The organism is Methanosarcina hadiensis, from assembly GCF_046529725.1.
Classification (GTDB): Archaea; Halobacteriota; Methanosarcinia; order Methanosarcinales; family Methanosarcinaceae; genus Methanosarcina; species Methanosarcina hadiensis.
This window is the reverse complement of the sequence record NZ_CP136241.1, coordinates 635,709-662,525: the sequence shown is the minus strand read 5'-3', so window position 1 is coordinate 662,525 and position 26,817 is coordinate 635,709. Positions and strand designations below refer to the sequence as shown.

Below are 26,817 nucleotides of genomic sequence, written 5' to 3'. Positions count from 1 at the left end.
CCTCTATATTCAGTTATCAGAAACGTTTTTAGGTCAAGTTATAATTTTAAATGCCGGCCTATCCTTAAAGATACCGGATAGTCATTTGATATAAGCAATTCATTTCTCAATATTAACAGAGATATTTTACTCTCCTCTATAGAAAGTTATATGCAATAACCTTTTGTTATCCAAAACCCATATTTTGAACTAATTTTAATATTTAAAGCTTTTTTAAGCCTTTTTTGGAGTATAGTAATTGAGAAATAATTAAGTAAAAGTGACATACATCCTTATGTTTGATTTGTTATTATTATAATGTGGTCAACTGTTTATTTTTTAGATTTATGGAAGCGATTACCTTTCAGATATCACACAACATTTATAACATTTAGGTAGCGATGGCCCTGTTCTCAGAATAATAACCTGTTAAACTTCATTTTTGCTCGATTAAATAATGGAATAATTGTCTTCCACAAAAATTCTACCATTTAGCTAAGTAGCTTTAGTGTTCAAATTAAGACAGGAAGTTATAAATACTTACTCATAAATTTTAGTTTTTATAAAAATTACAAAAAATATTGGTAAATGTTTGAATGTTTAACAATTATTAAACTGTATTTTAGTTTTAAAAAATAAACGGTACACATTACGATATTTTAAATTTTGATATTGAAGGAACTGTTTTTATTTTTGTTATAAATTCAGATTTGACTTGTCCGGTAATGAAAACCGGCATATAGTGGTGATTACACAATAGCTGGACAGTTACAAAAAGGAGGAAAAAATTGAATTCTTTAGTTCTTGTGCTTGCTGCTTTGAGTATATTTGCACTTGCTTACAGATATTATGGTCTTTATATAGCCACAAAAATTTTAGAGATTAATCCCGGTAGGGCAACTCCAGCCAAAACTATGGCCGATGGCCATGATTATCATGAGACAAACAGATACGTTCTTTTTGGACATCATTTCGCAGCCATTGCAGCCGCGGGTCCACTGATAGGGCCTGTTCTTGCCGCCCAGTTCGGATACCTCCCCGGAGCCCTCTGGATAATAATCGGAGCGGTAATCGCAGGAGCTGTTCATGATATGGTTTCTTTGTTCGCTTCGGTTAAACACCAGGGTAGAAGCCTTCCCTTTATTGCAAAAGAGGAAATCGGGAGCGTGGCTGGAATAGTGGCTTCTTTTGCAGTATTGTTTATCCTCATACTGACGCTCGCCGGACTATCTATTTCTGTTGTCAATGCTTTGTTTGATAGCGCCTGGGGAGTATTTACGGTTATCTGTACCATACCTATTGCTCTGCTAATGGGATTCTATACCCACGTTTTAAAACCTGGAGATGTCAGAGGCGGGAGCATTTTGGGTGTAGCTCTGCTGGCTCTAACCATATATCTTGGACCTTATGTAGCTGCCAGCCCTGTGTTGGCTCCAATGCTTACCTTTTCAAAAAATATTCTGGCATTATCAATTCCATTATATGGATTTGCAGCATCCGTACTTCCAGTCTGGCTATTGCTCTGCCCAAGGGATTACCTGTCCACATATCTCAAACTGGGAACTATTTTCGTACTCACACTCGGCATATTCCTTGTTCATCCTGAAATGAATATGCCTGCATTAACCGCTTACATACACGGAGGAGGACCAGTAATACAGGGAGCAGTCTTCCCATTTCTTTTTATTACCATAGCCTGTGGTGCAATATCCGGCTTTCACTCCTTCATAGCAAGCGGCACAACACCAAAAATGATATCGAGCGAAGGAGATATTCTTTTCATCGGATACGGTGCCATGATAGTGGAAGGCTTCGTAGCAATAATGGCCCTCATTGCAGCTTGCGTTCTTTTGCCGCAGGATTACTTTGCCATAAATGCCCCGATTTCAGTTTACGCTACAATGGGCATGACACCGGTTCATCTTCCTGAACTGGCTGCTGGCGTAGGAGAAAGCCTTCAGGGAAGAACCGGAGGTGCAGTCTCTCTGGCTGTAGGAATGGCATATATATTCTCATCTCTTCCCTTCATGAAAGGGCTGATGGCATACTGGTATCATTTTGCCATAATGTTTGAAGCACTTTTTATCCTGACTGCCGTAGACACGGGAACGAGGGCTGGCAGGTATCTTTTGCAGGAGATGATTGGCAAAGCGGTCCCAAAGCTCAGCGAGAAAAATTGGATGCCAGGGATTGCTGTAACAAGCCTTGCTTTCACAGCATCATGGGGATATTTGCTTTATACAGGCGATATAGCTACTATCTGGCCCATATTCGGCATGTCTAACCAGTTGCTGGCAGCATGCGCCCTTATAATAGGCACAACCATGATACTGGCTATGGGAAAAGGCAAGTATGCTCTGGTCACAGCCATACCAGGATTATTCCTGATACCTATTACTTTCAGTGCCGGATACCTGAATATTACTACAAACTATCTGCCTAAAGGTCTGTATATGCTGAGCTTTATGAGCGGCATACTGATGATCCTCACAGCCGTCATCTTCATCGAAGCCTTTAAAAAATGGTATGGACTCATTCATTCCCGTGGCAAACCTTTTAATGGGTCTGGCAGTATCATTCCTGTAAAAATAGATGCAGTAGGGGCTTGCGAGCAGCCAAAAATATAAGCAGTGCAGGGCTGGACCCAGGTCCTTTCCTGAACTCTTAATTCATTATGTATTTAACAAAACTCAGCCCTGGACTTTCTTTTTGAGTTTCTTTGCGTTTTCTGCAACGTCTTTTTTCGAATGGACCCTTGCAATCAGCTCGACAGCGTCAAGGTTGCGCACTGCGTTGTCCAGGTACCCAAAAACGTCTCCCTGGTATGCTGAGATGCCGTATTTATCCTCAAGGGTTTTGATGATATGAGAGGGGTCCTGACCTTCCATACGCAGGCGGATAATCTTCTCTGAAAACTTCTGCTCTGCGCACCCGCAGTAAGGGGAATCTCTGCACCCGCAGGTTAAAAAATCCGAAGCAAAGTTCAGCATAAGTTCCCTTATTTTTATGTCGAGATGGGACAGGGATTCTCCGTCAAAGACAATATCAAGGGCTGCCCCCTGAAAGACCCTGGCAGGCATATTGACATGCAGAGAGCTTCCAATCTGGTTTGCGTACTTAAAGTATGCAGCATCGAAGAATTCCAGGTTAGTTACAATTTTAATAGGACTGTTTTCTTCGAGTACGGCATCCCTAATAAGGAAAGCTTTGGAGACCGGGAGAAAATGGGCTGAAATGATTTTACCGAACCTTGTAAGCGCCACTTTGTTTCCCTTTTTCTCAAGGAACCTGTAGCTCTGGAGCCTGGAAACCAGTTTATCCAGGTCATAGCTTCCAAACATAAGGGTATGTATATTCCTTAAATCCTGGACCGAAGAAGTAACCGCAACCGAGGCGAGCACCTCTTCAAGCTGTTCAGCTTCCCCGTACTTCACTCCTGCGGAAAGCATCTCTCCCTGCAGCAGCTTTATTGCAACCTCTTCTTCGGTATCGGACTGTGCACTTGAATAGGATTTCCCTGGAACTGGCATGAGCACGACAACGCCCCGGTCATGATAATCTGGCCTGCCTGCCCTTCCGCTCATCTGCAGGAAGTCCTGGACAGAAAGCCAGTCTATGCCCATTGCAAGGGACTCGAATATAACCTGAGAAGCCGGAAAATCCACCCCAGATGCAAGAGCGGCAGTAGTTACGATTACAGGAAGTTCTCCTTTTGCAAAAAGGGTTTCCACTTTCTTTCTTTCATACTGAGAAAGCCCTGCGTGGTAAGGGGATGCCCGGATTGAAAGGGCTGCTGCAAGCTTATGGCAGTTTCTCCTTGAGTTCGTAAAGACTATTGTCTGTCCCCTGTGATTTTTCGAGGAGAACATCGAATACTCTTCTTTTGCAAGCTGGGAAATCAATTTTGCTTTTTCGCTGTCCTGACAGAAAAGGAGATGCCGATCTATAGGAACAGGCCTGTGTTCATAGCGGACAAGCTGTGCTCCGAGTTTCTTTGCATATCCTGCAGGGTTTGCAACGGTTGCCGAGAGATATATAAACTGGGCTTCAGGAGCCACATAACGGAGCCTTCCTATAAGCCCGTCAAGCCTGTGCCCTCTTTCCTGGTCCTCAAGGGTATGGACCTCATCTATAACAACAGTCCCAATCTTGCCCAGGTAATCAGTATTTCCTGCGCGCAGCATGTGGTCTACGCCTTCATAGGTCCCCACAATAATATCGGCATTGGGACTTGTGTGCATCTTCACGCGCTGGGAGGTTTTTATGAGAATTGCACCGATTTTGATTGAAGTTGTGAGCCCGAGCTTAGAATATCGTTCCGTAAACTGGTCATATTTCTGGTTTGCAAGGGCTACAAGAGGGACCAGGTAAAGCATTTTGCCCTTTTTGTCCAGCAGGTTCTGAACTCCTGCCATTTCCCCGATAAGAGTTTTTCCGGTTGCGGTCGCAGAAACCACAAACTGGTTTTTTCCTTCCAGAAGCCCGGCTTCTACTGAGAGTGCCTGCACCGGGAGAAGTGTTTCTGATTTCTCAAGAAGCATTTCTTTGAACTTTTTCGCAAGGGGAAGGTTCTTTACCCTGACCTTTGCTTCCGAAGGTGTTGTCCTGATTGTATCGTATCGTGTGAATTCAGGGTCAAGCCTTTCCGGGCTTAGCATACGGATAGTCCTGTCAAGGTCCCTTGTCTTGTGAAGAACCTGCTCAAGGAAATCAACGGACTTTTCTCCGTACTGTGAACCTGCAGAACGTACTGCACGCAGGAGTTCTTCTTTTGCACACTCTGCACAGATAAGCTCATCATGATACTTGATTGACTTGCTGTTTACGAAATTAAAACGCTTGTTAATACGGCAGTGATTGCAGATCTTTACTCTATCTGCACTCAGCTGGAATGCTTTGAGCATTTCAAGGAACGCCTCTTCATTTGCAGGGTCCCCTCCTTCTGCCAGCATAATTCGGTTTGCACTCCGTAAAAGTTCTATGAACTGCTGGGGAGGAATGAACTCCTCATTCTTTTTGCCGGTAAGAAGCCTGATTTTGTGAGGGCGTGGACCTTTATAATTCTCCTTTATATTGAGCTCGGCCACGGAAAGCGGCTGCTTCATCCGGTCTTTTATTGTCATTACTATAACTTTTGATTTTTCGGCGTAACCGAGGACCCACAGTGTCATTGTTTATCCTGATATGTAAATGGTATAAGTAAGCTTCCTTCTGAGTTTGAAAAATAACGTTTCCTTGCCGACATGATATCTTTGTTTTTATGTCAGGCAACAGTATAATAATAACTATATAATAATGTCAAAAGTTGAGGTGCATATATGTATGTCAAAATGTAATGATCATCCGATTACCAGAAAAAAGCACCTTTCAAAGCATATCACCTGATTTTCCTCCTGTGTATGCCTTTTTGAGCACTTTTCGGAATGCCTTCATAATATCTCCGTATATAATATCTATCGTATTTATAATTTATTACTTAATTATTATATAATAATCGTTCCGGTTCTCGTGGAGAAGAAAGTCTTCATGTTAAGGAGTGAATTCTAAGCCGGACCCTATAGTTCCAGTTAAATAGGAAACAGAGCTTAATTAAGAGATCTGGTCAAATAAAGGAGTCCAGGTTAGAAAGATTCCAGGCTGGGAAGTAAATACAGGAAAAGTTTCATATTAGTTAAGACTTTTCCGTTTTTCGTTCCTGGAATCCACCCTTGATTCTCAAAATCTTTAAAGGCAGGCTCCTTCCTTTGCAAATCTGCACATGCAGTTCTGAGATTCTGGAATCTCCCCAATAGCATGCGAGAGGATTTCATAGATAGAGTCCTGAGCTTTTCCGACAACTTCGGTAACTTCATCCGCTGTTAATTTCTGTGTTGTCATCCCGCATGCCTGGTTTGTAACTATTGCAAGGGAAGCATAGCATAGGCCCAGTTCTTTTGCAAGGACTACTTCCGGAACCCCGGTCATACCAACAACATCTGCAAACTGGCTCATCATGCGGATTTCGGCTCTCGTCTCAAACCTGGGACCTTCAGTGCAGGCATAAATCCCTTCGGTATAGGGGAAGCCCTGTTTCACTAGCCCGGACTTTAGAGCTTCTTTGATCTCAGGGCAATAAGGTTCGACAACGTCAACATGCACGGTTTTATCGTCATAAAAAGTAGAAGGTCTACTGCAGGTGAAATCTATAAAATCATCAAGCACGACAAAACTGCCGACCGTATGCCCGCGCATTGACCCAACAGAGTTTGTGGATATTACACGCTTTACCCCAAGTGAGTGTACTGCCCAGATATTTGCCCTGTAATTGACCCTATGAGGAGGGATATGAATTTCTTCAGCGTGCCTGGGTATAATTGCAACATTTCTTCCCCTAATGCTGGTAATATACGCAGTAACCCCCCCATAGGGAGTCTTTACCGGATGACTTTCACAGTCCCTGTATGAGTTAAAACCTACGCCTCCGAGAACTGCAATCTCAGCAACCTCATCTACTTTATCCATTTTTGGATCTCCTTTCCCACATTTTTAAAACAAATTTATTATTCCCTTCTGGAGGATATGAAATTCATGCGATCTTTTTATTTTTTCTTCCTCTCGCTCTCTTCTCGTTTTCCGGAATCTGGTTTGAAAGGGAGTACTTTATCCCTGCAAGGGCAATAAGGACTGCAATCACAATCGAATATACAAAGTACTGAAGTGCAATGGTAGGATCACTTAATAACCCGTCAGATAAAGAGGCTGCTGCCAGGATATATGTGCTTGCTCCCCAGAAGAGCAGACCGGTTGCAATCACAAAGAGGGAGATTGAAATATTCCGATATATAGGCCTGCCATCAGTCTTGAGGTCGAAAATCTTTCCCATATCAGCAAGCAGCAAAGCTGCTGCATACCACCAGATAGAAACATTGACGAAAACCGAGATAAGAGTCAGGGTACCGTGATACCAGACGCCTTCTGCGGAATAAAGCTTCCATACTTCCATGGCTCCGTATACGGTTGCTACTAAACTGACAAGAAGGGCAGCAGTATAGCTGATGAAAACCATCCTCTGCTCAAGGAAGGCATCCCAGAGCTTTTCTTTCTCAAGGGCAACAATGTCGTCGAGGCCAAAACCCCTGTAAAGCATGTAAAGTCCTACGGCTGCGAGAATTCCGACAACTGCTCCTTCGGGATAACGGGCAAGCAGAAAAATTGCGTATATGAGGAAGGCAAGCCCTAAAGGCACGAAAAAAGTCTGGGATATCTTGGGGTCACTGAAGGCGTGTTTGAGGATATAATATGTACTTTCCAGATTTTCGCTCTGCATAACTACAATTCTTTTTACGGAGTCGATTTTCATCCTGGACTGTACTATAGGGACAAGGGTCTCATCTTCTGCCCCGTCCGAGACAAAGACTGCCCTCTGTACTTCATTCATCCTTAGATAGAGTTCGAGCTGCTCGGCAATTTTCTGGTCAGAGATTACTCCGACATTTTTGTCCCCGGCGAAAGAGACGATCTCCGCGTCAACTCCTTTAGCCCGGAGCTCGTCAAGGATCCGGATTCCTCCGAAGATAGTATTTGTATCCGAATCCTCAGGGTCGGCAATCCCGAGAGCAACTGCTGCCTGAACATTTGCCTCCCTCCCTACAATAGGAGTGCTCATTTTTGCTTTTTCGCCGAGATCATTATCCCTGTCTATGCATATAACTAAGGTTTGCATGTCTCCTCATTTTTAAGAAAGTATTCTGTCCAGGGGAGCTAATCTTTATTGAAGGTCATACCGCTTCAATTTTTATGTATCCTCACGGGAGCTTTCAGGAAACTTTATCAATTAGTTAAGATGCCTTACTCTTTACAAGCATACTATTTTAATTTATACTTTATAAGCCTGTACTGTAATTAGATTTATTTTTTAAATTTGTTTTCACCATGCCTGTTTTTCAACAGGGAAATGAAACGCGCTGAAAATGCAAAGACAGTCATGAATGTTAACAATATTGATATAAAATTGTATTGGGTGTTTAATCTGGCCTTTAGTTTAATCTGGCATTTAGTTTAATCTGGCATTTAGCGTTTAATCTGACCATAGACACATAATCTGGCCATAGACACTTAATATGACCTCTCACTAAAGCTGGCCTGTTTCCGTGAAAATTCTCACAAAAATACACTTGAAACTCAATAAGAATTTGAATTTTGCTTAATACCTGCCTCCCTGGACATAAATGGCATCAATAATTTCACCTTTGACCACTGTGACTGTCACCGTAGCTGTGTCCACCACGGAAGGATCTTTTTCGGAAACAAGGTCAAACCTGTAGATGAACTGCCAGCAGGAGGAGCAGTTGAGATTTCTGGTCTCCATAAGAAGCGGTTCAGTCAGGTTGCAGGTTTTGTAAGAGTCGAGGTCTCTTACATAGGCCTCAGCAACCTGTCTGCTCTCTTCTTCCGTGGTCTCGTTTAATTCGCTATTGTTTTTGCCATAATTCTCAGTACAGCCGGAAATGATAACGGAAATGCAAATAACGGTCAGGAGAAAAAAGATGGTAAAATGGTTTTTCACAGATAATTCGTCTCCGGTTTTTTGTTCTTCAGTCAGTCTTTTTCCAAAAATATGAGATAAAACTATCTGGAAGTTGTTTAAAGTTTTAGTTGTTTAAATTTTTGTCCATCGAGCTCTTTTCAGGCAACTCTCTGTATGCCGCCATTATAAAAGTAAGACCGGATTTCATGGTTTCAGGATCAAATTCGTTGAAAAGATATAAAATACGTTAAGTACGGATTCTCCCATAAAGACTCCAAGCAGGCACTTCAGGACAGGAATTCTTAAACTCGACCCTATATAGACTATTAAATCCGTAGGTACAAGAGGGAAAAAACTCCAGCCCACAATCACAGGGAGTTCTTTGTCTTTGATGCTTCTCTTTATTTTCCGGACATATTTTTCGTACTTTGTTTCAAAGTAAGAGTCAAAGCCTATGTATCTTGAAAAATAGTACACAATTGTAGAAGAACTGAGAATTCCTGCCATGTTTACAAGGAAGAGTTCCAGAGGGTCAAATATTAACACCCCTGCCAGCAGAAGTGGGGTTGAAGGAATCATGGTAAGGCCTCTGACCGAAAGAAGAAGGAAATAAATGACCAGGGATATGTAATGGTATTCCTCAGAGAGTCCTTCCAGAAAAAGGAGATTTATTTCGTCCGGGAAAAAGAAGTATGCCGTGATTCCCCCTGTTATCAGGAGTACCCAGAAATAAAAAGCAAACTTTCTACGATTCATTCCGGGCGCTCACTTCCTGCCCGGTCTGCTAGCAGCCTCATATGTTTATGAAAAGATTCGCCTTTTTTATCATTATGATGTACTTTTCTGGTGCTCACATAGACAATGTCAGCATATCTGTTTATCCCGTAAAGGGTATAGGTAAGGTTATCCGCCGGGTCCTGAATATCATAAGTGACTATCAGGAACTCGTCTTTTTTATTGGGAGTACCGTAATGGCTTTCAAAAAGCTCTATAAAATCATCCTCCGGGCTTAACGAGAGGTTAAAGTACTCCAGAGCAAACTTTTCTTTCGTGTAAGTCTGAAACTGGAATTCGTGGGGATCGGTCCCGCTGTGTTTAACAAGCAAACTAACATGTGCATTAAGGAAAAAAGAATTGGAAAATATAAGAATACCTGACAGAAAAATAAGTATGGACAGGGTTAGAAATGTATAGATTGCAATTTTCAGGTATTTTTTAATCCTTTCTTTCATCATCTCGAATTACTTTTTAACAGTTATAAACATAATCCTTTTGTAAGTAATTGTCCGGTAGTGTTCGAGATAAGAATGGAAAAGATAAATCTGGAAAGGAGTAATACCTTAAGTTTTTTTCAACTTTCTGAACTTTAAACTTAAGAAGCTTATAAATCTAAGATTTTTAAGCCTAAGAATTTTTAAGTCAAAGAAATTTAAGTCTAAGAACCTGGGCAAAATTTTTGATTATAAGGGGTAATTTTATAATATAACTTGCTCAATGTATAAAGAAAATTTAAGGGAGAAGTATGCAAGATTATGCAGGTTTTTTCAGAAGACTGATGGCATCAATCATTGATGTTTTTATAATTTTTCTTCTACTGTCTTTTATTCAATTTGCGTTTGGAATGAGGGAAGGAACTTTTGCATATATTCTGATAATTCTGCTGTTCTGGCTCTATTTTGCCTGTCAGGATAGTTCAGTCATTCAGGGGACAATTGGCAAACAGGCAATGAATATCTCCATAACTGACCTCAAAGGAAATAGAATCTCTTTTGCCCGCGCAACCGAACGCCTGGCAGGAAAAATTCTGGCTACCTTACCTCTTTTTGCTGGATTTTTGCCAGTCTTCTTCAATGGAAAAAGGCAGGGAATTCACGATAAAATTGCAAAAACCCTGGTTATTGTCCGGGAAGACTGAGCTTTTATCAGACTTTTTATATTTAGATTTATTTACCTTCTGCTTTGTTTTCTCAGTTTAATATTATTGATATATTGAATGGATTATTCACTGAATCAGTTAATTATATTATTGAGGGAGAGTAAATATTTTAATTATGTCTCATATAATAAAAGAAAGCATTTGCCTCCGGAGATAATAAGGAACGATTGTCATGCCAATTTATGTTGATCAGCTCAAATTTTCAGGTAAAAACTCCATAAAGATCAACTCGATTTCAGATCATTGTGATCAAAGATATCCAGCCCGGCACAGCTCAATCCTGAATAATTCCTTTCCGGACTATCCTCCAGAGAGCAACGAGGTTAAGGACAATTCTCTGGTTAAGGACAATTCTTTAAGTTCCCGGAAACCTTTTCCAGCCTGTTCTTCTACTTCGCCCCCTCCAGAGCAGGACTCCGATTTGAAGGTTTTTCTGGACATGGACGGAGTACTTACGGATTTCACGGGTGCATGCGAAAAGATAAGTGAGCATATGATGGCCTGGTACGCTTCAGACAGGGAGTGTTTCTGGAAACATATTGCTGCTGCTGGGACCGGCTTCTGGTCAGATATGCCCTGGCTGACCGGAGGGAAGGAGCTTCATGGTTTCCTTAAAAGTTCCGGACTATATCCCACAATTCTCTCTGCGCTCCCTGGTCCTGAAAGAAAAACGGCTATGGTCAATGCCAGAAAAGGAAAAATGGAATGGTTGAAAAAAGAAATGGGTACTCCGTACGCAAACAACGCAATCCTCTGCTTCCGCCAGGAAAAAGCCCTTCAATCAGGAGCCTCCAGAATCCTGATAGATGACAACCAGGACAATATCCGTGAATGGGAAGAAGCTGGTGGAACAGCTATCCTGCATAAGAATACGAACCGGACAATAAGATGCCTGGGCAGGATAGTAAGAGAGTAACCTAAAACAAACCTTATTCATTTGAATTTGAGAATTAAGAAGTCCTGCTTCTGCCTGAAAAAAGAATAATTGGAGACATGTATTTTCGGAAGATTCCGGTTGGCGGAAGCGCCATAAACAAAAATACACTGTTGCTATTTATGCTAATTTATTCGGGTAAGAGACCTTAGCTTTAAGATAACAAAAAACGAAATCTGCTCTTATTTCATAAGCTCTCCTCTTATTTCACAAATAAGTTCACAAATAAGAGAGTGTAACATTGTCAGTAAATACTTACTCCTTTTACCGAAGGCAGGTTAAGGATCTCGTCCACAAGGTTTCCAGGGACTTTATGGTCAGTAATGATGGTAAGCCTGGGGTTGTCAGTCAGGTACGGGTCATCTGAGACAGCCTGGCGGATGCTTACGTTGTGTCTGGAAATCAGGCCTGCGACTTCTGCAAGGATTCCAACATGAGCAGCATCTTCAGGAATAATAATAATTACACCTAGCCCAAGAGAAGGAGCAACATCCCTCAAAAAGGGTATGGAATGGACATTTTTAAAAATAGTACTGAGAAGTTCATCCGAAATAATGGTCTTTGTGGTCGCATCAACCACCCTCCGGTCAACTCCTACTTCCTTTGCAAGCTGAGTATGTGCAATCTCAATGGATCCGGAAGTTACTTTTCCTTCTTCATTTACCTGAAACCCGCGTTCAAAGAGAAGCTTGAGCACTTTTGCCTGCGCAGGATATTTTTCAAATTTTTTGAGTAATGTCTGCCACATATAAACTAAAGTTTAAAAAGAGTTCCCTGATATATAGTTTACTGATTGTTCCATATTCGGGTCCAGAAGTGAATTTAGAAACAGGTTTTTTCATGTTTTTTGAGTTTTCCGAACTTTATTGAATACAATCGTTATTTACGTTAATTTGATGTACCTGAAGAACAGGAATCCGTATATGGAAAATTCAGGTTCAGCCCACGACGAAAAGTCCGGAAAAAAGAAATATCAGCTCATTCTTATTAACGCCCTTAAAAAAGAAATTGAGACAGCTCGCAGGCTTGACCCTGAAAAACTTGCAGGCGAGATTGAAAAAACAGGTTTTTCCTGCCAGCACTGCGGAAAGTGCTGCAAACGGGCTTTCGGGGACAACAGGGTGGTTTTGACACCAGCTGAAATTGAAAAAATCATAGAATACTCAGGACTTTCAAAACTTGAGGTTGCAGGCCCTCTAATTCCTGATGTTTGCGAACCCGAAGAAACCGAAAGCGAAGAAGATAAAGATATGGAGAGCCCCTGCATAACACAGGAATTAGAGGAAGATATGGCTTCAGGGTTCTTCAGAGTGCTTGAGCTTTTAAAAGAAGATATCGATGCAGAAGGGAATATCCATGCCTATGGATGGATGCTCAGGCGGAAAAGAAACGGAGACTGCATTTTTCTTGAAAAGGATACAAAGCGGTGCAGGATATATCCTGTGCGTCCAATGCTTTGCAGCACCTATCCTTTTTATATTGAAGGACTTAAACTTTATACCTGCGAATGCGAAGGGCTTGGAGAACACATTTCTGCGGAAGAGAGCAAAAAACTTGCAGACTCTTTGCTTTCCAGATATATTTCGGAATTAGAGGATACGCTTGCCATGTACGAAAAGTATGAAGATTTCAGGAGAACAGCAGAAGGTCAGGAAATTGCCGGAAATAATCTGGAAAAAGGAGAATGCGTTTACATAGTACATGATAGCAAAGGAAATACAAAATTAATTGATTGAGCTGCTGGATTTGAAGAAAATCCCTGTAATCCGAAGTGAACTGGCCGTTCTATTCCGGTTCCCACATTCTGGTTTAAGGATCACACAGTATTTTCCCCCATGCCGTGCAGGTCTTAGCCCGCCTGCCAGCAAAGGAAAAAGACCAAACGAAGCCTCTTTCCTTTATCGAGAGTAACAGGACTCTTTTTAATAGATTCAGGCACTCTATCTCTAAACTTTATTTTCTTCCTGAGTTATCAATTAAATTTATTTATTAGAAGGCGCCAGTTATTCCCCATGACCGGAATGTCTGGTAGTAACAATCGCCCTATGACCGTTTCGGAGAAGATCTTTTCAAAGGCCTCCGGAACTCCCGTGAAAGCCGGGGATTTCGTACTGGCAAACATAGACCTGGCAATGACCCACGACATCACAGGTCCCCTGGCAGTCCAGGGCTTCTACGAAATCATGAGAGACGAAGAAGAAAAGAAAGTATGGGATCCAAGCAAAATTGTAATTATATTCGATCACCAGGTCCCTGCAGACTCAATTAATGCCGCAGAAAACCATATTATGCTCAGGAAGTTTGCAAAAGAGCAGGGCATTTTAAATTATGATGTATATGAAGGGGTCTGCCACCAGGTCCTGCCGGAAAAAGGGCATGTGAGACCGGGAGACCTGATTGTGGGTTCTGACTCCCATACCTGTGCATATGGATCTTTAGGGGCATTTTCTACCGGCATAGGGTCCACTGACATGGCAGCAGTTTTTGCTACAGGCAAACTCTGGTTCAGGGTTCCTGAGACCTTCCGTTTTGAAGTAGAAGGCAAGCTGCCAGAGCGTGTCTATTCCAAAGACCTTATCCTGCACCTTATAGGAGATGTGGGCGTAGAAGGAGCCAGGTATATGGCAGCCGAGTATGCAGGTTCTACAATTCGCTCCCTTTCTATCCCCGAGCGCATGACCATATCCAATATGGCAATTGAGATGGGAGGAAAAGCTGGAATCATAGAAGCAGACGAGGTTACTGAAGCATACCTTAAAGAGCGCATTCCAGGCTACAAACTTGACCCTTACTGGAAATCTGACGAGGGTGCCAGATACCTGGATGTCAGGCACTACGATGTATCTGACCTCGAACCCCAGGTAGCCTGCCCGCATAATGTTGATAACGTAAAGCCGGTAAGCGAAGTGGAAGGCACGAAGCTTGACCAGATCTTCATGGGCTCCTGCACGAACGGCAGGTTTGAAGATATTAAGATAATGGCTGACATCATGGGAGGCGAACCTGTTGCAAAAGGTCTGAGACTCCTGGTTGTGCCTGCCTCAAAGACCGAATACATGAAACTGCTAAAAGCCGGATACATTGAGAAACTCATTGATGCAGGCGCAATCGTTGAAGCTCCCTGCTGCGGGCCGTGCATGGGAGGATCTTTCGGTCTCCTAGGCCCCGGTGAAGTCGGGCTTGCAACTTCCAACCGCAATTTCAAGGGCAGAGAAGGAAGTGCAGAATCTTTTGTATACCTTTCTTCCCCTGCGACTGCAGGAGCATCCGCCCTTACAGGAGAAATTACAGACCCGAGGAAGGTTTAAGAAACCTTCCTGTTTTCTTCTTCTCAATTTTTCATATCCGTATTTGATAACATATTATTTATCTTAAAAAGGTGTTAAAATGCCTGAGGCTGACCTATCCATATTAAACAGGGTGTACGAAATCATCCTGGATAGAAAAGAAAATTATGATGAAAATTCATATGTCTGCAAACTTTTAAACCACCGCAAGGGGATGAATAAAATCCTTGAAAAAGTGGGAGAGGAATCCATAGAAACCATACTTGCAGTCAGGAACGAAGACCATAAAGAAATCGTCTCTGAAAGCTCAGACCTGATTTTTCATCTGCTGGTACTGCTTGCAGCAAATAACGTCACTCTTGACGAAATCGCAGCTGAGCTGAGTGCCAGGCATGAGAAAATGAGAAGAGACTGAATAATAAGCTCAAGAAGCTAAAAAGGATTTTTATTAATTTAAAGGAATTATAGGCCCGGGACTTCAGTCCTCAGGTCCGGTATTTCCTTAATTAAACTATATCCTAAACCTCGCTTTCAGTATACTGCGAGTTCATTAAGAACGTCGGTTTTTGAGAGGGTTCCCTTGGGAACTCCATTGATTGTTACAATAAGCCGCCCTACATTATATTTGTGGAAGAGTTTTACGACATCATAGAGCTGCATGTCTCCATCGACAGTTATCAGCTCTTTTGTCATTATATCCTTTACCTTAACATTGGGTTTTCCCTGAGCAATTGCGTGTGCGATATCGGTATAGGTAACTATTCCCACTATTTTACCTTTATCTTCCACAGGAGCTCCGTGTACGTTATTCCGGATAAAAAGCCTTGTTGCTTCCTGGATGCTGGCGTTCAGGTTCACAAGGAGCGGGGGATACTTCATATAATGTTTGACATGCTTTTTTGGAAGAGAAATCATCTCTGTAATGTTAAAAAGGATTGAGTTGTTAGTGTCATCTCTTCCAGTTACTTCTCCACGGACAATGAGGCGGTTGACAGGTGTTGGACCTACCTGGAGCTTGTCATCCATAATGAAATCCTTGATATTTCCTATTACCCTTACTACCCCGTTGCATGCATCCGGGTTTCTGACGGTCGTAAAGCTGATTTCTGCAGCTGTTGCCCCGCTAACCACTACGTTATTCCTGTATAGTGGGACTACGGACTCATTTTTCAACTGCTGGATGCGTAAAGCATCATACGCTGCCCCTGTTGGTTTGTATCCCCCCTTTGGTCCGGGTACTCCTTCAACCAGGGCGAGGGCTTTTAATAACTGCATCTGGTTGCGGACAGTTCCGGGGTTCCTCTGGATAACTTCGGCAATCTCTTCCCCTTTAATTGCCCTATCTTTTTGTCTTTGGAGGTTAATTAATGCAATAATAATGTCTTTTTGAATTGGAGTAAGTTCCATGATATCACCATCAATTTCATATACCTTGTATCAGGATGATGTATAATATTCATACATCGAAAATAGAATAGCCCTTAATTTACCATAATTAATGATTATAAATTCCTATTACAAATTATAATTACAAATATAAATAGAGTCCGGTTCTTCCAGGAAATATAGCTGATTTTATGCTTGTATTTAAGTTATTATAATAATTTGTGATTAAAAATCATTGCGAATTATAATTATAATCTGGTAATTAAGAATGCAGCATTTACCTGCAGACTTATATTTTTCTGTTAAACTTCTTCTCTCAGAAAAACCTTTATATAGATTAAAAGAGCCCCGAGAGGGTTAGAAATGATGATCTTTGAGAAAATTCACACAGTTCCCACTTCCGAGGAGTTAACCAATAAAGCATTTAAACGGGCAGCCAGAGCCATGTCCGGCAAAACCATTGACGGGAGAGACAGCCGCCTGAAAGCCAACGAGTCCATGGTACTGACGGCTGCAAACATTTTCACGGATAACCTTGCAAATATAGTCAGACGGTTTCCAAGCTTTGAACAATTACCCAGATTTTATTATGAACTGACCGATATCCTTGTAGGCGTAGAAAAGCTCAAGATGTCCCTCGCATCAGTAGATTGGGCAAGCAGAAAAATTCATGAGGTGGCAAGGAGCTACGTAGGAAAAATCCGGGATTCGGACACTCCGGAAACGGTAAGAAAAGAAGCTTTCGGCAGGCTTGCATCCATAATCAGCTCCATCAACAGGGATCTTCTTTTCCTGAACGAAGCCAGGAATATCCTGAGGAAACTCCCTGATGTCCAGGACGAGCCAACAGTTGTGGTCGCTGGATATCCTAACGTTGGGAAGTCAAGCTTTGTTTCAAAAATTACCGGTGCAACCCCTGAAATTGCCCCATATCCTTTTACAACTAAAGGAGTAACCATAGGCCATTTCACGCGGGCCGGAGTCCGTTATCAGGTAATGGATACGCCAGGGCTTCTTGACCGTCCCATGGCTGAGAGAAACGATATTGAGCGGCAGGCGATTACTGCAATCCATTACCTGGATGCAGTTGTATTGTTCATCATTGACCCCAGTGAAAGCTGCGGATATGAGATTAAAGACCAGAAGCGCCTTCTTTCTGAAATTAGGGAAAACTTTAACCTCCCCTTGCTTGTTGTCGCAAATAAAGCTGACAGGCCGGAGTTCACGGAAATGGATGAGGTAGAGCTGAATATGTCCACAATTACCGGAGAAGGAATTGAACAGGTAATGGACAGGCTTCTTGAGATGATTGAAGAAAAGCGTTCCGCATCCCCGGAAGACCTATCGTCAGAAGAACCGGATGACGGATCTATTCCCTGAAGGATCTATTCTCCAAAGGATCTATTCTCCAAAGGATCTATTCTCCAAAGGATCTATTCTCTGAAGGATCTATTCTCCAAAGGATCTATTCTCTGAAGGATCTATTCTCTGAAGGATCTATTCTCTGAAGGATCTATTCTCTGAAGGATCTATTATTGACTCCTGACTGGCTATATTCAGAGTATCCGGAAGTGCATCAGCAGGGCAAGGGAGATAAGTATCAGCCCTGTTGTCAGCCTTATTCCCACTCTTTTTCTTTCTCTGAATTCAGTAACTTTTTTAGGGCTCAGTCCGAAAGCCAGCAAAAGTCCGAGAAGCACCACTGGAAGCAATAGCCCGAGGTTGTAAATCCCCATGTATTCTATCCCTTTTGCAGTATCGGTCTTCATTACGAGCAGACTCAGGATTGAAAGATAAACTGCTCCGACACAGGGAGCTTTGACCAGGGAGAACATGCCTCCTGCAAGAAAAGATAGAAGCAGGAGATTTTTTTCGCCCATCCGGCTCATGAAGTCCTTCAGGGGCTGGGGAGTTTTGAAGGTAGATTTTGCATGTTTCCTCAGCCAGTAAGCGTCATAAATATGCCAGACTCCAAGAAGGGCAGTCATCAGAACCGCAATTTCCGAAAAATAACTTCGAATTTGAGGCAGAAAATTGACAGTGCTCAAAATGCTTAATCCTGTAAACATATACATGGTGAAAATCCCTGTGGAAAATCCCAGGGTGATTTTGAGCATCTCTTTCTTCCCCCCCTGCTGAGCAAGAGTGACAGTAGCCAGAAAAGCCATTACCGCAAGCAGGCAGGGATTAAAACCTGCAAGGAAACCTGCAGTAAAGATTAAAAAAGGGCTAATTTTCTCTATATGCCTGGTTCTATCCTCTCTGCTAACAGTAAAAGGATAAAAAGATTCAAAAGTATAAAGCAAAGCAGGAGTTTCTATGGTTTTCAGAAAAAAAACTTCTATTGTATTTGCGCTTCCGTAAAAATAGTTATTGGATCTGTTCGCATGCGAGGCAACAGATCCGGAAGCAGGGCTGAGTAATAAAAAAAGAAATAAAAATAAAAGAACTCCCTTGGTTACAGGCTGCGGGCGCAGTGATTGTTTTTTCATACCGTTCTTCCAAAGCTATTTTCACGGAAATTTTATATGTATCTGGGTATCTGGGTGCCTCAATATAAGTTTTCCCAAAGTTAACGATACATTTTCAAAAACAGGTTAATTGAATAAAAATAAAGGATAAGGGATAAAAAAGTAAAAAAAGCAAAAAAGCAAGTTAACAAAGAGAGTGGAATTTGATAGAAAAAGTGAAGTTAAATAAAGTAAGAGGAGTTAGAAAGAGAGAATAGAAAGAAAGAGGAAAGGGAGAAAATCCTCATTAGAAGTCTCAAAGCACTTTCTCCATGATGCTAAGGGCTTTTTCAATATCTTCCATTGAAGCTGCGTAAGAAAGTCTTATGTAACCGTTGCCTTCGCTTCCAAAGGCTGTTCCCGGCGTGACTACAATGCCGTTAGAGATCATTTTTGAGGCAACTTCTGCCGAGTTTGCAACTTTAGGGAAGGCATAAAAAGCTCCTCTCGGAAGAGCACATTCCATTCCCAGGTCATTGAGCCCTTTTACAATTACATCCCTGCGTTTTCTAAACTCTTCACGCATAACGTTGACAGAGTCCTTTGGTCCGGTTACTGCGGCATAGGCAGCCTTCTGGGCAATTGAATTTGCGCATGCCTGTATATACTGGTGCACTTTGAGCATCTGAGCTATGTACTCTTGTCTGGCTGCCATATACCCGAGTCTCCAGCCTGTCATTGCATAGCTTTTTGAGGTTGCGTTTACAGTGATTACGTTGTCAGAATAGCTGGCAGGGCTTACATGTTCCCCTTCGTAAACAAAGTACTCATAAACCTCGTCGGAAATGATAGTTATATTGTGATCATCTGCAATCTCGGCAAGAGCTTTGACATCTGCCCTGCTTGAGACAGCACCTGTGGGATTGGAAGGGGAGTTAAGGATAACAGCTTTCGTCTTCGGAGTGATCCTTTCTAGCACGGAATCCGGCTTCATAGTAAGGTCTTCGGCGAGAGGGACGCTGACCACTTTTCCATACAGCATTTCAGTCAGGGCATTATAGGACACAAACCCGGGGTTTGAAATAAGAACTTCATCTCCCCGGTTGAGGAGGGCTGTAAGGGCAACAGTAAGGGCTTCAGAGGCTCCTGAGGTTACGATTATTTCCTGAGGAGAAACCGAAAAACCGTTTTCCTCCTGGAATTTATGGCTCAGGGCTTCCCTGAGTTCAGGGATTCCGGGACCTACGGTATAACCAGTAAAACCTTCGTTTATGGCTTTGATTGCTGCGGCTTTTATGTGGTCAGGGGTATCAAAATCGGGCTGCCCCAGTCCGAGGTTGATGGCATTTGAGCCTGCAGCTTCGAAAATCTTTCTGATCCCGGATATGTCTATCCGTGACACATTTTCTGAAAACTTTATTTCCTTCAAGTTATGCTCTCCTTAGGTCCCTGAAAGTTGCATTATTTATGCATTCTCTGAAGTTATCGGCTGCATCACTAAGTTTAAGGTTTTTATCCGGTGATCAGCCAATTTTAATTGTTATTCGATATTTGTGTGCCTTGCCTTGAGTTCTGATTCCGTAGCGCCTATAAGGGTTATCAGCTGGGCAATTACCGAATCCAGAAAGACAAGTGAGGTAATTTCAAAAGAAGTGCCCAGGGGAGGTAAGTTTTTGTAATCTCCTCTCATATTTTTCTCAAGGGAACCACCTGCATCGTGGTCGTTTTTAGTTTTGCTTGGCAGAACCATGGTGATATCAGAAATTCTACCTAATGTCGACTCCTTTTTGGAGGTGACGGTTATGAGAGTTGAACCGATATCCTTTACTATTTTTCCCAGGTCTGCTATGGAACGAGTTTCTCCGGATCCCGAAATTGCAATAACGATGTCCTTTTGACCCACAGCAGGAGTCGTAGTCTCTCCTACAACATATACTGTGAATCCCAGGTGCATCAGTCTCATTCCAAAAGCTTTGGCGACAAGCCCAGACCGCCCTGCTCCCATAACGAATATCCGTTCTCCGTCCAGGATTTTCTGAAGCATATTTTTTATAGCTTCACGGTCAAGCAGCTTGATCACCTCGTTTATGTTGTCCACGATAAATTCCATTGATAATATTACATCTTCGCAGTCTTTTACCTGATCTATTTTCATATGAGTAAACTGATCTCCTATCATATGAGTTCTCCAAAAAGTATTGAGTTCTCAATAATTATCAATAATTAATAATTATTAACTTTTTATTTACTTCTACCGGACAATAAGAAAAATAATCTCAAAATACTATCGTCTCAAAAAATTGGCGGAATTTCTGAGACTGGTTATATGTCACTATCGAATTGCTGAGACTATGATTCCTGAAATCCTATCCAGATAACCTTATTTCATTTTCTTAAACTTATTGGTAAGGACTTCAGGAAATATATTTGAAAGTTCCCGTTTATCGTGCTGGTATGGACGCCCATTATCGGCCTGCCTGCGACTCAGTCTTATAATTAATAGCTTTCAATTCCCAGCTCTCAATATTGTTTCTGAATTCACAGTAAAGCCTCTGGATATCGCAGTCATTCCCATTCCAGTAGAAGTCCTTTCGTACTTCCCCCTTCTGGAGTTCTTCAAGTACGAACTTGGATAAATGAAAAAGGGCTTTTTTATTAGAAAATGGTATGCTGTAATTTACACGATAACCGCCAGCTGTTTTACCATAGGACACAAGGATGTATCCTTTGCTTTCATACTCCGTGATTTCATCAAAGTCGCAGATCATCTCAAATTCGTGAACAGCAGAAGGGTCTATTTTCGAAATTCCAATGAGCACCTGCGCTATGATATAATCAGGAACTTTTCGTCCGAACCATACTGCGATTTTTCCGTAGGTACAAACTACGTTAACATCGTTCCTGCCCATCTCAAAGGAGCCGAGGGACTGGGGAGGGGATAATTTTGCTTCCAGGTCTTGGGTCTTTTGGGCACACATTGTTTCCACTTCATTTATTTACTTGCAGAGACAAGTGCACTGATCAAATTCCTGTCCTTTTTAAGGGTTTTGAGCTGGTTTGCGGGTCCTATAACCGTAAGTCTCTTGCTGCTTTGTTTTTTGAAAATCTTCCCCAGCAAAGAAGCATCCACATTTGCAGGATAGCTCTGCATTTCGATTCCAGAAAACACGTCCGGCTGAATTGCTGACATTGTCATTTCAATGAGCTTGGCCTCTTCCATAGGGTTGAGACCCTTTTCAAGTACAAGAATTTTACCTTTTCGCACCTCATCGATTATATACCGGACTTTTTCCATGGAAGCCATTTGAGAAATCTTGGCTTCAGATACAAGATCAAGTTGGATTCCCTGCATTTGGATCACCCGAACTGTTTTGCCAGAGCCTCATAGAACGAGTCCATTCCTACTCCTTCAAGAGCCGAGACAGGCACCATGGGATGCTGGGGAAAAGCTTCTTTTATAACTCCAGGATCAGCATTGGGAAGGTCTACCTTATTTGCTACGATGAGAAGAGGAAGGTTTCTAGCTTCCATATTTCCTATAACAGTAACGTTAACCTGAGTGTATGGGTTTTCCGTGGAATCCATAACAAGTATGACTCCGTCAAGGTCGTCCAGCCATTTGACAGCTTCAATTACACCTTCTGTTGCCTCTTTGGATCTTTTCTTTGACTCGACATCACTCATTCCCTGCTCCATAAAATCATGGAAATCGATCTTTGTTGCAAGCCCTGGAGTGTCCACGATATCAAGACTGATAGTATGCCCATTAGTCTCGATAGAAACTGCGTTTCTCCTTTTTGCATGCCTGGTTTCATGGGCGATATGTGAAACCGATCCCATGGTTTCTTCACTGCCTACCCAATCCTTAAGGATACGGTTACTGAGGGTTGTCTTGCCGGCATTCGGGGGACCGTAGATGCCAATACATGCCCCCTTTTTCTTAAACAGTTTATTGAATATTTTTGAAAAGCTTACCTTAAATCGTTTTATCATATTCATGGCTTCCCTCCATTGGGAAAAGCATAACACCAAAGGATTTCTCGGATTGCTTTCCTGTATGGGTTACTGGTGTCTTCGTGACCTTTTTATTTAATTGATCATAGCATATAAATAATTTCCACTTGTTAAGGTGTGGGAATCAGAGAAATTGGAGATATTGACTTCTCCTTTTGAGTATACCTGGAATAACAAGCAAACACAGGTTCTTCCTATATAAATGATAGAAAGTGCCTGCGTGAAACAACACCAGAATATAAATAAATTGCTTCTTATCTCCTGATCTCCGCATGTATTTAGCAAAAGTTTTTTATAAATAAAATCTTCAACCTGTCTTCAAGTCATTCTCAATTAAACTTCCGTGTTTTTACTGATTTTCTATACTTACCTTTATATCTTTTCCTATTTTTATTCATCATACTTTAAAAATATAAATAATCATTATCATACCGGGATTTTGAAGGCTTTATTCCTTTAATTCTTTTACAATACTATTGTTACTTTGTCCTGAAAAACTGATCTCCCGAACACCAGATCTTTACCCGACTCACCGCATTTATGCACTAATTTCATTCGTTTACTCTGCGCACTATTTAATGCGTAGCCCTGAGAATGATTTCTATATTGTCCCTCCATCTGAAAAACATGGATTCGTTGTTAACTATTTACTCTTTTTCAGGGCTTTTTGTATATTTACTTTATTTATTCAATTAAAAAGACCGGATATTATAAGAGAATTTTTTATTTCTCTCGCTTTAAAAAAGGATATCTATTTGTTTTTCAAAATTAAAACGTTAATTTGTAGGACCTTTTTATCGTTTAAGAATCTTAAAAACTGAATAATGAATACAGGATTAAATTAAAAAGTACGAATACAGGATTGAATTAAAAAAGTAATTTTCCATATCAGGAAAGCAAATTACATATAAAAGAGATCTCCGTTTATACCGATCTCTCCTGATAGGGCCTGCAGATTTATGCTTAACGTTTCTGTCCTGTGGTTGTTAGTGGCATCAGAAGACATAGAACCCTGCAGGGGACTGTTGGGGTAGGACAGACCTTTTGATTTTGCGGAAATATTATTTATCTTTTATTGCCGAGTTTATAGCTATTTCAGCTATGTTAGAACCAAGGTCCCCTATTCTTGATAGGCTATCTACTATGGTTCCGAGAGATATCATGGTTTCATGGGACTCGAGTTTAAGAATGGATGCTCGCAGTTCGGTTACGTGCAGATGCAGGCTGTCTATGCTGTCAATTACCTGGTTAGCGAGTGAGGTATCAGAGTTATAGAGAGCATCCACTGCCTGCTCAACCAGTTCAAGATACTTACTGCTCAGGTTTTCTATTGCATCCATCACATCCTCCCTGACCGGCTCCTGCATTTTTGATGCAACAATTGCTATCCTCTGGGAGTGGTCTGCTATTCTTTCAATAGGGCCTGCGGCCATTCTGAAGTCGTGGTATTCCTCTATACTCGTTTCCGAAGAGTCCGGCATCCTTCCGCCGCAGAGAATTGAACGGAACTGCTTGGATATAAGGAGGCACAACCTGTCGACCTCGTCATCCCTCTGGCTGACATCAAGAGCAAGGTCGGTATCAGCTGTTTTGAGGGCTCGTATGGCATCTTTTTGCATGGAAACCGTAATCAAAAACATCCTGTGTATGCCTTTTTTTATATGAAGCTCATTCGGGTTGAGAAGGTCCTGAATAACAACGCAGCTTGAACTCTCCTCAATAATTTCAGGTCCTATCAGTTTGTAACAGACCTTCCGAATTACCTGTTTCTGCTCTGCAAGTATCCTTTTTGACGTAAATTCTATCCTGTCATAGCCGTAAAGATATGCAGCAATAATATCCCTTTCAAGAGCATTTGCTTCATAACCTGTCACGTCAATTCTTTTTGTCTTTATTGTGCGCCCTTCCAGAATGGGGTTGATTAAAAGTTTCCCATCTGGCTGAGTCTGAATGGAAACTCTTGTTCCGGTCTCGATTCCTACTTTTTCTGCCCACTGTTTAGGGAGAGAAATAATATAAGTGGATCCGCCTGTCTGCTGTACTTTCCTGGTCTCTATATTGATTCCCCGTTTTTTCTTGCTCAGGCCTTGCCTGGATGGTGGATAAAAATGGATAATACTTAGTTAATGTGGATAATATTTATAATGTGTAGATAAAGAATAATATATATATTATTCAGACCTGCTATTTAGATACTGAGTTGTCTTCTTTTTTGAGGAATAAATCCGGAGTCATATATTTAAGTCTACCTCAATTTCATTTAAGTTTACCTCATTTTCTTCCCGGAACAGAGGCAAAAAATATTAAAGAGCAAAGCATTCTGGACTTAATGACATTTGAAGGGCTTGCCTGCGCTTTCGGAGCCGGAACTATAATAAATGCCATCGCTACCTGGAAAGGTGCAGCATTCGGGATAGACTTAAAGACTTTTGCAGAGGTAAAACTTTCGGAGAGTGAGTCAGCAATCACGGGTTCGATTGAAGAGATGCCTGAAGGAGACACTCACCTTATAGTACGCTGCGTGGAGCTCACCCTGGAGCGTTTTGGGCTCGAACTTGGAGGTACTGTAAATACTGGAAGTGAAATCCCTCTTGCTGGAGGCCTTAAAAGCAGCAGTGCTGCAGCAAACGCTTCAGTCCTTGCAACCCTCAGGGCAATCGGGGAAATAATGCCGCCTCTTGATATTGTGAAACTGGGCGTAAAAGCCGCAAAGGAAGTGGGAGTTACGGTCACGGGAGCTTTTGACGATGCATGTGCCTCCTTCCTCGGCGGAATTGTAATCACTGATAACAAAAAAATGGAACTCGTCAAACGCGAAGAAGCCGAGTCAAAAGTCCTGATATTTGCTCCGGCAAAGAAGGCTTTCAGTGCGGACACGAACGTCAAACGTTCACGGCTGATTGCCCCATACGTGGAAATGGCATACGAACTTGCTCTCGCAGGTGAGTACGAACGCGCAATGACGCTTAACGGCTTTCTCTACTGCGGAGCTCTTGGGTTTGATACGGAACATATGCTCAGGGCTCTGGAGTGCGGAGTAAAAGGAGTCAGCCTTTCTGGAACAGGCCCTTCTTATGCAGCCCTCGTAAAAGAAGATCAGGTAAAAGAACTCAGGTCAGCCTGGGAGAGCTGTGGCGTGGAAGGAAGGGTTATAGAGACCAGTATAAATAACAGTGGTGCAATATCCTTAACAGGGAGGGGTCCTCTTGAATGAGCTTGAAGCGGTCCGCAGAGAGATAGAGGAAATTGACAGGGAAATCCTTTCCCTTATTGATAGAAGGGTCAACCTTGCCGAAAAAGTGCTTGAATCAAAAAGAATAAATGGAACTTCCATAAATGACCGTAAGCAAAATGAGGTTGTAATCAACAGGGCATTAAACACTGCAACCAAACTCAACCTTGATGTAGGATCAATAAAGGAAATATTTGAAATTCTTATCAGGATGAGTATTGAACGCCAGAATGAATTAAGTGGAAAAGGAAACCTGCCCTGACTTACCTCAAAGGAGTAAAAAATGGTTGATATTTCACTGATTATGGGCTCTGAGTCTGACAGGGCAATTGCAAACCGTGCGGTTTCCGTGATAGAAAAAACCAGGTATACATACGAAGTGATGGTAATTTCTGCACACAGGAACCCTGACGAACTTGACAGTTATATTTCAAATACGGACGCAAAAGTCTTTATCACTATAGCAGGCTTATCTGCAGCCCTTCCTGGGGTAGTTGCTTCCAAGACAAAAAAGCCAGTGATAGGTGTGCCTGTAAGCGCAAAACTTGGCGGGCTTGATGCTCTCCTTTCCATAGCCCAGATGCCTCCAGGAGTCCCCGTAGGAAGCGTAGGAATTGACAATGGGGCAAACGGGGCATATCTTGCCCTGAGAATTCTGGATTTAATTGAAAACCCCTGAAAACGTTGAAATCTCTTTTCTAATTTGCTCATTCGGGAGCCAGATTCCCGAAATATTTTTTCATATTTTTGTATTTTTATTCATATTTGCATTTTAAACTCCTGTTCCACAGGAGGACTTTAAGAGATACAGACAGAAATAGATTTTAAGAGATACAGACAGAAATGAATTGGGGATTGGGCATCTGAGTATTGGGGTGTGGGAATATGGGGGATAAAAAGAGTTGACTGAGGGTACAGAAAAAGGAGTTTTTCTTCTCAGATGCCCATCTCCTTAATATAAGAAATAATATATAAAAATTGTGGAATACTGTGGTTTTCGATAATTTTCATTCCAGATACATGGTTCCGTTGTGTTCTAAGTTCAGACAGTCACGTGAAACATTTCATATTATTCAGTATTTCATATTATTCA

Annotated in this window: 25 protein-coding genes; 10 read left to right on the top strand and 15 right to left on the bottom strand. The window is 41.8% G+C overall.

Annotated features, from left to right (window positions below; all coding sequences use genetic code 11):
- Nucleotides 1-767: 767 nt before the first annotated feature.
- The gene (locus RSJ42_RS02930; RefSeq protein ID WP_410509228.1) at nt 768-2,606 is read left to right on the top strand and encodes a carbon starvation protein A; all 1,839 of its coding nucleotides are present in this window, start codon (nt 768-770) and stop codon (nt 2,604-2,606) included.
- Between the two features lie 63 nt (nt 2,607-2,669).
- On the opposite strand, the gene RSJ42_RS02925 is transcribed toward RSJ42_RS02930, so the two are convergent.
- The 6 genes from RSJ42_RS02925 to RSJ42_RS02900 all read right to left on the bottom strand — a co-directional run bounded on the left by RSJ42_RS02925 (nt 2,670) and on the right by RSJ42_RS02900 (nt 9,720).
- Nucleotides 2,670-5,150: a DUF5814 domain-containing protein gene (locus RSJ42_RS02925; protein WP_410509227.1), complete on the bottom strand. Its 2,481-nt coding sequence runs from the start codon at nt 5,148-5,150 to the stop codon at nt 2,670-2,672.
- A gap of 553 nt (nt 5,151-5,703) precedes the next feature.
- Nucleotides 5,704-6,480: an S-methyl-5'-thioadenosine phosphorylase gene (gene mtnP, locus RSJ42_RS02920; RefSeq protein WP_410509226.1), complete on the bottom strand. Its 777-nt coding sequence runs from the start codon at nt 6,478-6,480 to the stop codon at nt 5,704-5,706.
- 64 nt (nt 6,481-6,544) lie between these two features.
- The gene (locus RSJ42_RS02915) at nt 6,545-7,681 is read right to left on the bottom strand and encodes a DUF373 family protein (protein WP_410509225.1); all 1,137 of its coding nucleotides are present in this window, start codon (nt 7,679-7,681) and stop codon (nt 6,545-6,547) included.
- A 480-nt stretch (nt 7,682-8,161) separates the two neighbouring features.
- The gene (locus tag RSJ42_RS02910) at nt 8,162-8,524 is read right to left on the bottom strand and encodes a hypothetical protein (RefSeq protein WP_410509224.1); all 363 of its coding nucleotides are present in this window, start codon (nt 8,522-8,524) and stop codon (nt 8,162-8,164) included.
- A gap of 165 nt (nt 8,525-8,689) precedes the next feature.
- Complete coding sequence (locus RSJ42_RS02905; RefSeq protein WP_410509223.1) at nt 8,690-9,241, bottom strand: VTT domain-containing protein; 552 nt, start codon at nt 9,239-9,241, stop codon at nt 8,690-8,692.
- On the bottom strand, nt 9,238-9,720 hold the full coding sequence (locus RSJ42_RS02900; protein WP_410509222.1) for a hypothetical protein: 483 nt from the start codon (nt 9,718-9,720) through the stop codon (nt 9,238-9,240). The genes RSJ42_RS02905 and RSJ42_RS02900 overlap by 4 nt, the downstream gene beginning before the upstream one ends.
- A 287-nt stretch (nt 9,721-10,007) precedes the next feature.
- Here RSJ42_RS02900 and RSJ42_RS02895 point away from each other — a divergent pair, with 287 nt between their 5' ends.
- Nucleotides 10,008-10,400, top strand: coding sequence for an RDD family protein (locus RSJ42_RS02895; protein ID WP_410509221.1), 393 nt, complete (start codon nt 10,008-10,010; stop codon nt 10,398-10,400).
- A gap of 193 nt (nt 10,401-10,593) precedes the next feature.
- Nucleotides 10,594-11,337 (top strand): 5' nucleotidase, NT5C type, encoded by a 744-nt coding sequence (locus RSJ42_RS02890; RefSeq protein WP_410509220.1) that lies wholly within the window; start codon nt 10,594-10,596, stop codon nt 11,335-11,337.
- Nucleotides 11,338-11,599: 262 nt separating this feature from the next.
- Here the strand turns inward: RSJ42_RS02890 and RSJ42_RS02885 are convergent, their stop codons facing one another.
- A complete protein-coding gene (locus tag RSJ42_RS02885; protein ID WP_410509219.1) occupies nt 11,600-12,103 on the bottom strand; it encodes an amino acid-binding protein in 504 nt (167 codons plus the stop codon).
- Between the two features lie 118 nt (nt 12,104-12,221).
- Between RSJ42_RS02885 and RSJ42_RS02880 the strand changes: the two genes are divergently transcribed.
- The 3 genes from RSJ42_RS02880 (at nt 12,222) to hisE (ending at nt 15,057) form a co-directional block, all read left to right on the top strand.
- The gene (locus RSJ42_RS02880; RefSeq protein WP_410509218.1) at nt 12,222-13,091 is read left to right on the top strand and encodes a YkgJ family cysteine cluster protein; all 870 of its coding nucleotides are present in this window, start codon (nt 12,222-12,224) and stop codon (nt 13,089-13,091) included.
- A 309-nt stretch (nt 13,092-13,400) separates the two neighbouring features.
- Nucleotides 13,401-14,663, top strand: coding sequence for a 3-isopropylmalate dehydratase large subunit (locus RSJ42_RS02875; RefSeq protein ID WP_410510299.1), 1,263 nt, complete (start codon nt 13,401-13,403; stop codon nt 14,661-14,663).
- A gap of 79 nt (nt 14,664-14,742) precedes the next feature.
- Nucleotides 14,743-15,057, top strand: a complete 315-nt coding sequence (gene hisE, locus RSJ42_RS02870; RefSeq protein WP_410509217.1) for a phosphoribosyl-ATP diphosphatase — start codon at nt 14,743-14,745, stop codon at nt 15,055-15,057.
- 116 nt (nt 15,058-15,173) lie between these two features.
- On the opposite strand, the gene RSJ42_RS02865 is transcribed toward hisE, so the two are convergent.
- Complete coding sequence (locus tag RSJ42_RS02865; RefSeq protein WP_410509216.1) at nt 15,174-16,049, bottom strand: CBS domain-containing protein; 876 nt, start codon at nt 16,047-16,049, stop codon at nt 15,174-15,176.
- 342 nt (nt 16,050-16,391) lie between these two features.
- Here RSJ42_RS02865 and RSJ42_RS02860 point away from each other — a divergent pair, with 342 nt between their 5' ends.
- The gene (locus RSJ42_RS02860) at nt 16,392-17,408 is read left to right on the top strand and encodes an NOG1 family protein (RefSeq protein ID WP_410509215.1); all 1,017 of its coding nucleotides are present in this window, start codon (nt 16,392-16,394) and stop codon (nt 17,406-17,408) included.
- 176 nt (nt 17,409-17,584) lie between these two features.
- On the opposite strand, the gene RSJ42_RS02855 is transcribed toward RSJ42_RS02860, so the two are convergent.
- The 7 genes from RSJ42_RS02855 to RSJ42_RS02825 all read right to left on the bottom strand — a co-directional run bounded on the left by RSJ42_RS02855 (nt 17,585) and on the right by RSJ42_RS02825 (nt 24,504).
- Nucleotides 17,585-18,520: a cytochrome c biogenesis CcdA family protein gene (locus tag RSJ42_RS02855; protein ID WP_410509214.1), complete on the bottom strand. Its 936-nt coding sequence runs from the start codon at nt 18,518-18,520 to the stop codon at nt 17,585-17,587.
- 274 nt (nt 18,521-18,794) lie between these two features.
- Entirely contained in the window at nt 18,795-19,907 is a 1,113-nt protein-coding gene (locus tag RSJ42_RS02850) for a pyridoxal phosphate-dependent aminotransferase (RefSeq protein ID WP_410509213.1), read from the bottom strand.
- A gap of 111 nt (nt 19,908-20,018) precedes the next feature.
- On the bottom strand, nt 20,019-20,657 hold the full coding sequence (gene hxlB, locus RSJ42_RS02845; protein ID WP_410509212.1) for a 6-phospho-3-hexuloisomerase: 639 nt from the start codon (nt 20,655-20,657) through the stop codon (nt 20,019-20,021).
- 286 nt (nt 20,658-20,943) lie between these two features.
- Nucleotides 20,944-21,456 (bottom strand): hypothetical protein, encoded by a 513-nt coding sequence (locus RSJ42_RS02840; protein ID WP_410509211.1) that lies wholly within the window; start codon nt 21,454-21,456, stop codon nt 20,944-20,946.
- Between the two features lie 14 nt (nt 21,457-21,470).
- Nucleotides 21,471-21,830: a DUF2073 domain-containing protein gene (locus RSJ42_RS02835; protein ID WP_410509210.1), complete on the bottom strand. Its 360-nt coding sequence runs from the start codon at nt 21,828-21,830 to the stop codon at nt 21,471-21,473.
- A gap of 5 nt (nt 21,831-21,835) precedes the next feature.
- The gene (locus tag RSJ42_RS02830) at nt 21,836-22,477 is read right to left on the bottom strand and encodes an Era-like GTP-binding protein (protein ID WP_410509209.1); all 642 of its coding nucleotides are present in this window, start codon (nt 22,475-22,477) and stop codon (nt 21,836-21,838) included.
- Between the two features lie 1,076 nt (nt 22,478-23,553).
- A complete protein-coding gene (locus RSJ42_RS02825; RefSeq protein WP_410510298.1) occupies nt 23,554-24,504 on the bottom strand; it encodes a PhoU domain-containing protein in 951 nt (316 codons plus the stop codon).
- A 317-nt stretch (nt 24,505-24,821) separates the two neighbouring features.
- On the opposite strand from RSJ42_RS02825, the gene RSJ42_RS02820 reads away from it, so the two are divergent.
- Genes RSJ42_RS02820 through RSJ42_RS02810 form a run of 3 tightly spaced genes read left to right on the top strand, consistent with a single transcriptional unit; the run spans nt 24,822 to nt 26,403 of the window.
- Nucleotides 24,822-25,706, top strand: coding sequence for a shikimate kinase (locus RSJ42_RS02820; RefSeq protein ID WP_410509208.1), 885 nt, complete (start codon nt 24,822-24,824; stop codon nt 25,704-25,706).
- Nucleotides 25,699-25,986 (top strand): chorismate mutase, encoded by a 288-nt coding sequence (locus RSJ42_RS02815; protein WP_410509207.1) that lies wholly within the window; start codon nt 25,699-25,701, stop codon nt 25,984-25,986. The genes RSJ42_RS02820 and RSJ42_RS02815 overlap by 8 nt, the downstream gene beginning before the upstream one ends.
- 21 nt (nt 25,987-26,007) lie before the next feature.
- A complete protein-coding gene (locus RSJ42_RS02810) occupies nt 26,008-26,403 on the top strand; it encodes a 5-(carboxyamino)imidazole ribonucleotide mutase (RefSeq protein ID WP_410509206.1) in 396 nt (131 codons plus the stop codon).
- Nucleotides 26,404-26,817 lie beyond the last annotated feature (414 nt).

Coding starts and splice junctions, on each gene's coding strand:
- RSJ42_RS02925 (WP_410509227.1), bottom strand. CDS start 5,150: ATGACACTGTGGGTCCTCGGTTACGCCGAAAAATCAAAAGTTATAGTA.
- mtnP (WP_410509226.1), bottom strand. CDS start 6,480: ATGGATAAAGTAGATGAGGTTGCTGAGATTGCAGTTCTCGGAGGCGTA.
- RSJ42_RS02915 (WP_410509225.1), bottom strand. CDS start 7,681: ATGCAAACCTTAGTTATATGCATAGACAGGGATAATGATCTCGGCGAA.
- RSJ42_RS02905 (WP_410509223.1), bottom strand. CDS start 9,241: ATGAATCGTAGAAAGTTTGCTTTTTATTTCTGGGTACTCCTGATAACA.
- RSJ42_RS02900 (WP_410509222.1), bottom strand. CDS start 9,720: ATGATGAAAGAAAGGATTAAAAAATACCTGAAAATTGCAATCTATACA.
- RSJ42_RS02895 (WP_410509221.1), top strand. CDS start 10,008: ATGCAAGATTATGCAGGTTTTTTCAGAAGACTGATGGCATCAATCATT.
- RSJ42_RS02890 (WP_410509220.1), top strand. CDS start 10,594: ATGCCAATTTATGTTGATCAGCTCAAATTTTCAGGTAAAAACTCCATA.
- RSJ42_RS02885 (WP_410509219.1), bottom strand. CDS start 12,103: ATGTGGCAGACATTACTCAAAAAATTTGAAAAATATCCTGCGCAGGCA.
- RSJ42_RS02875 (WP_410510299.1), top strand. CDS start 13,401: ATGACCGTTTCGGAGAAGATCTTTTCAAAGGCCTCCGGAACTCCCGTG.
- hisE (WP_410509217.1), top strand. CDS start 14,743: ATGCCTGAGGCTGACCTATCCATATTAAACAGGGTGTACGAAATCATC.
- RSJ42_RS02865 (WP_410509216.1), bottom strand. CDS start 16,049: ATGGAACTTACTCCAATTCAAAAAGACATTATTATTGCATTAATTAAC.
- RSJ42_RS02860 (WP_410509215.1), top strand. CDS start 16,392: ATGATGATCTTTGAGAAAATTCACACAGTTCCCACTTCCGAGGAGTTA.
- RSJ42_RS02855 (WP_410509214.1), bottom strand. CDS start 18,520: ATGAAAAAACAATCACTGCGCCCGCAGCCTGTAACCAAGGGAGTTCTT.
- hxlB (WP_410509212.1), bottom strand. CDS start 20,657: ATGATAGGAGATCAGTTTACTCATATGAAAATAGATCAGGTAAAAGAC.
- RSJ42_RS02840 (WP_410509211.1), bottom strand. CDS start 21,456: ATGTGTGCCCAAAAGACCCAAGACCTGGAAGCAAAATTATCCCCTCCC.
- RSJ42_RS02835 (WP_410509210.1), bottom strand. CDS start 21,830: ATGCAGGGAATCCAACTTGATCTTGTATCTGAAGCCAAGATTTCTCAA.
- RSJ42_RS02830 (WP_410509209.1), bottom strand. CDS start 22,477: ATGAATATGATAAAACGATTTAAGGTAAGCTTTTCAAAAATATTCAAT.
- RSJ42_RS02820 (WP_410509208.1), top strand. CDS start 24,822: ATGACATTTGAAGGGCTTGCCTGCGCTTTCGGAGCCGGAACTATAATA.
- RSJ42_RS02810 (WP_410509206.1), top strand. CDS start 26,008: ATGGTTGATATTTCACTGATTATGGGCTCTGAGTCTGACAGGGCAATT.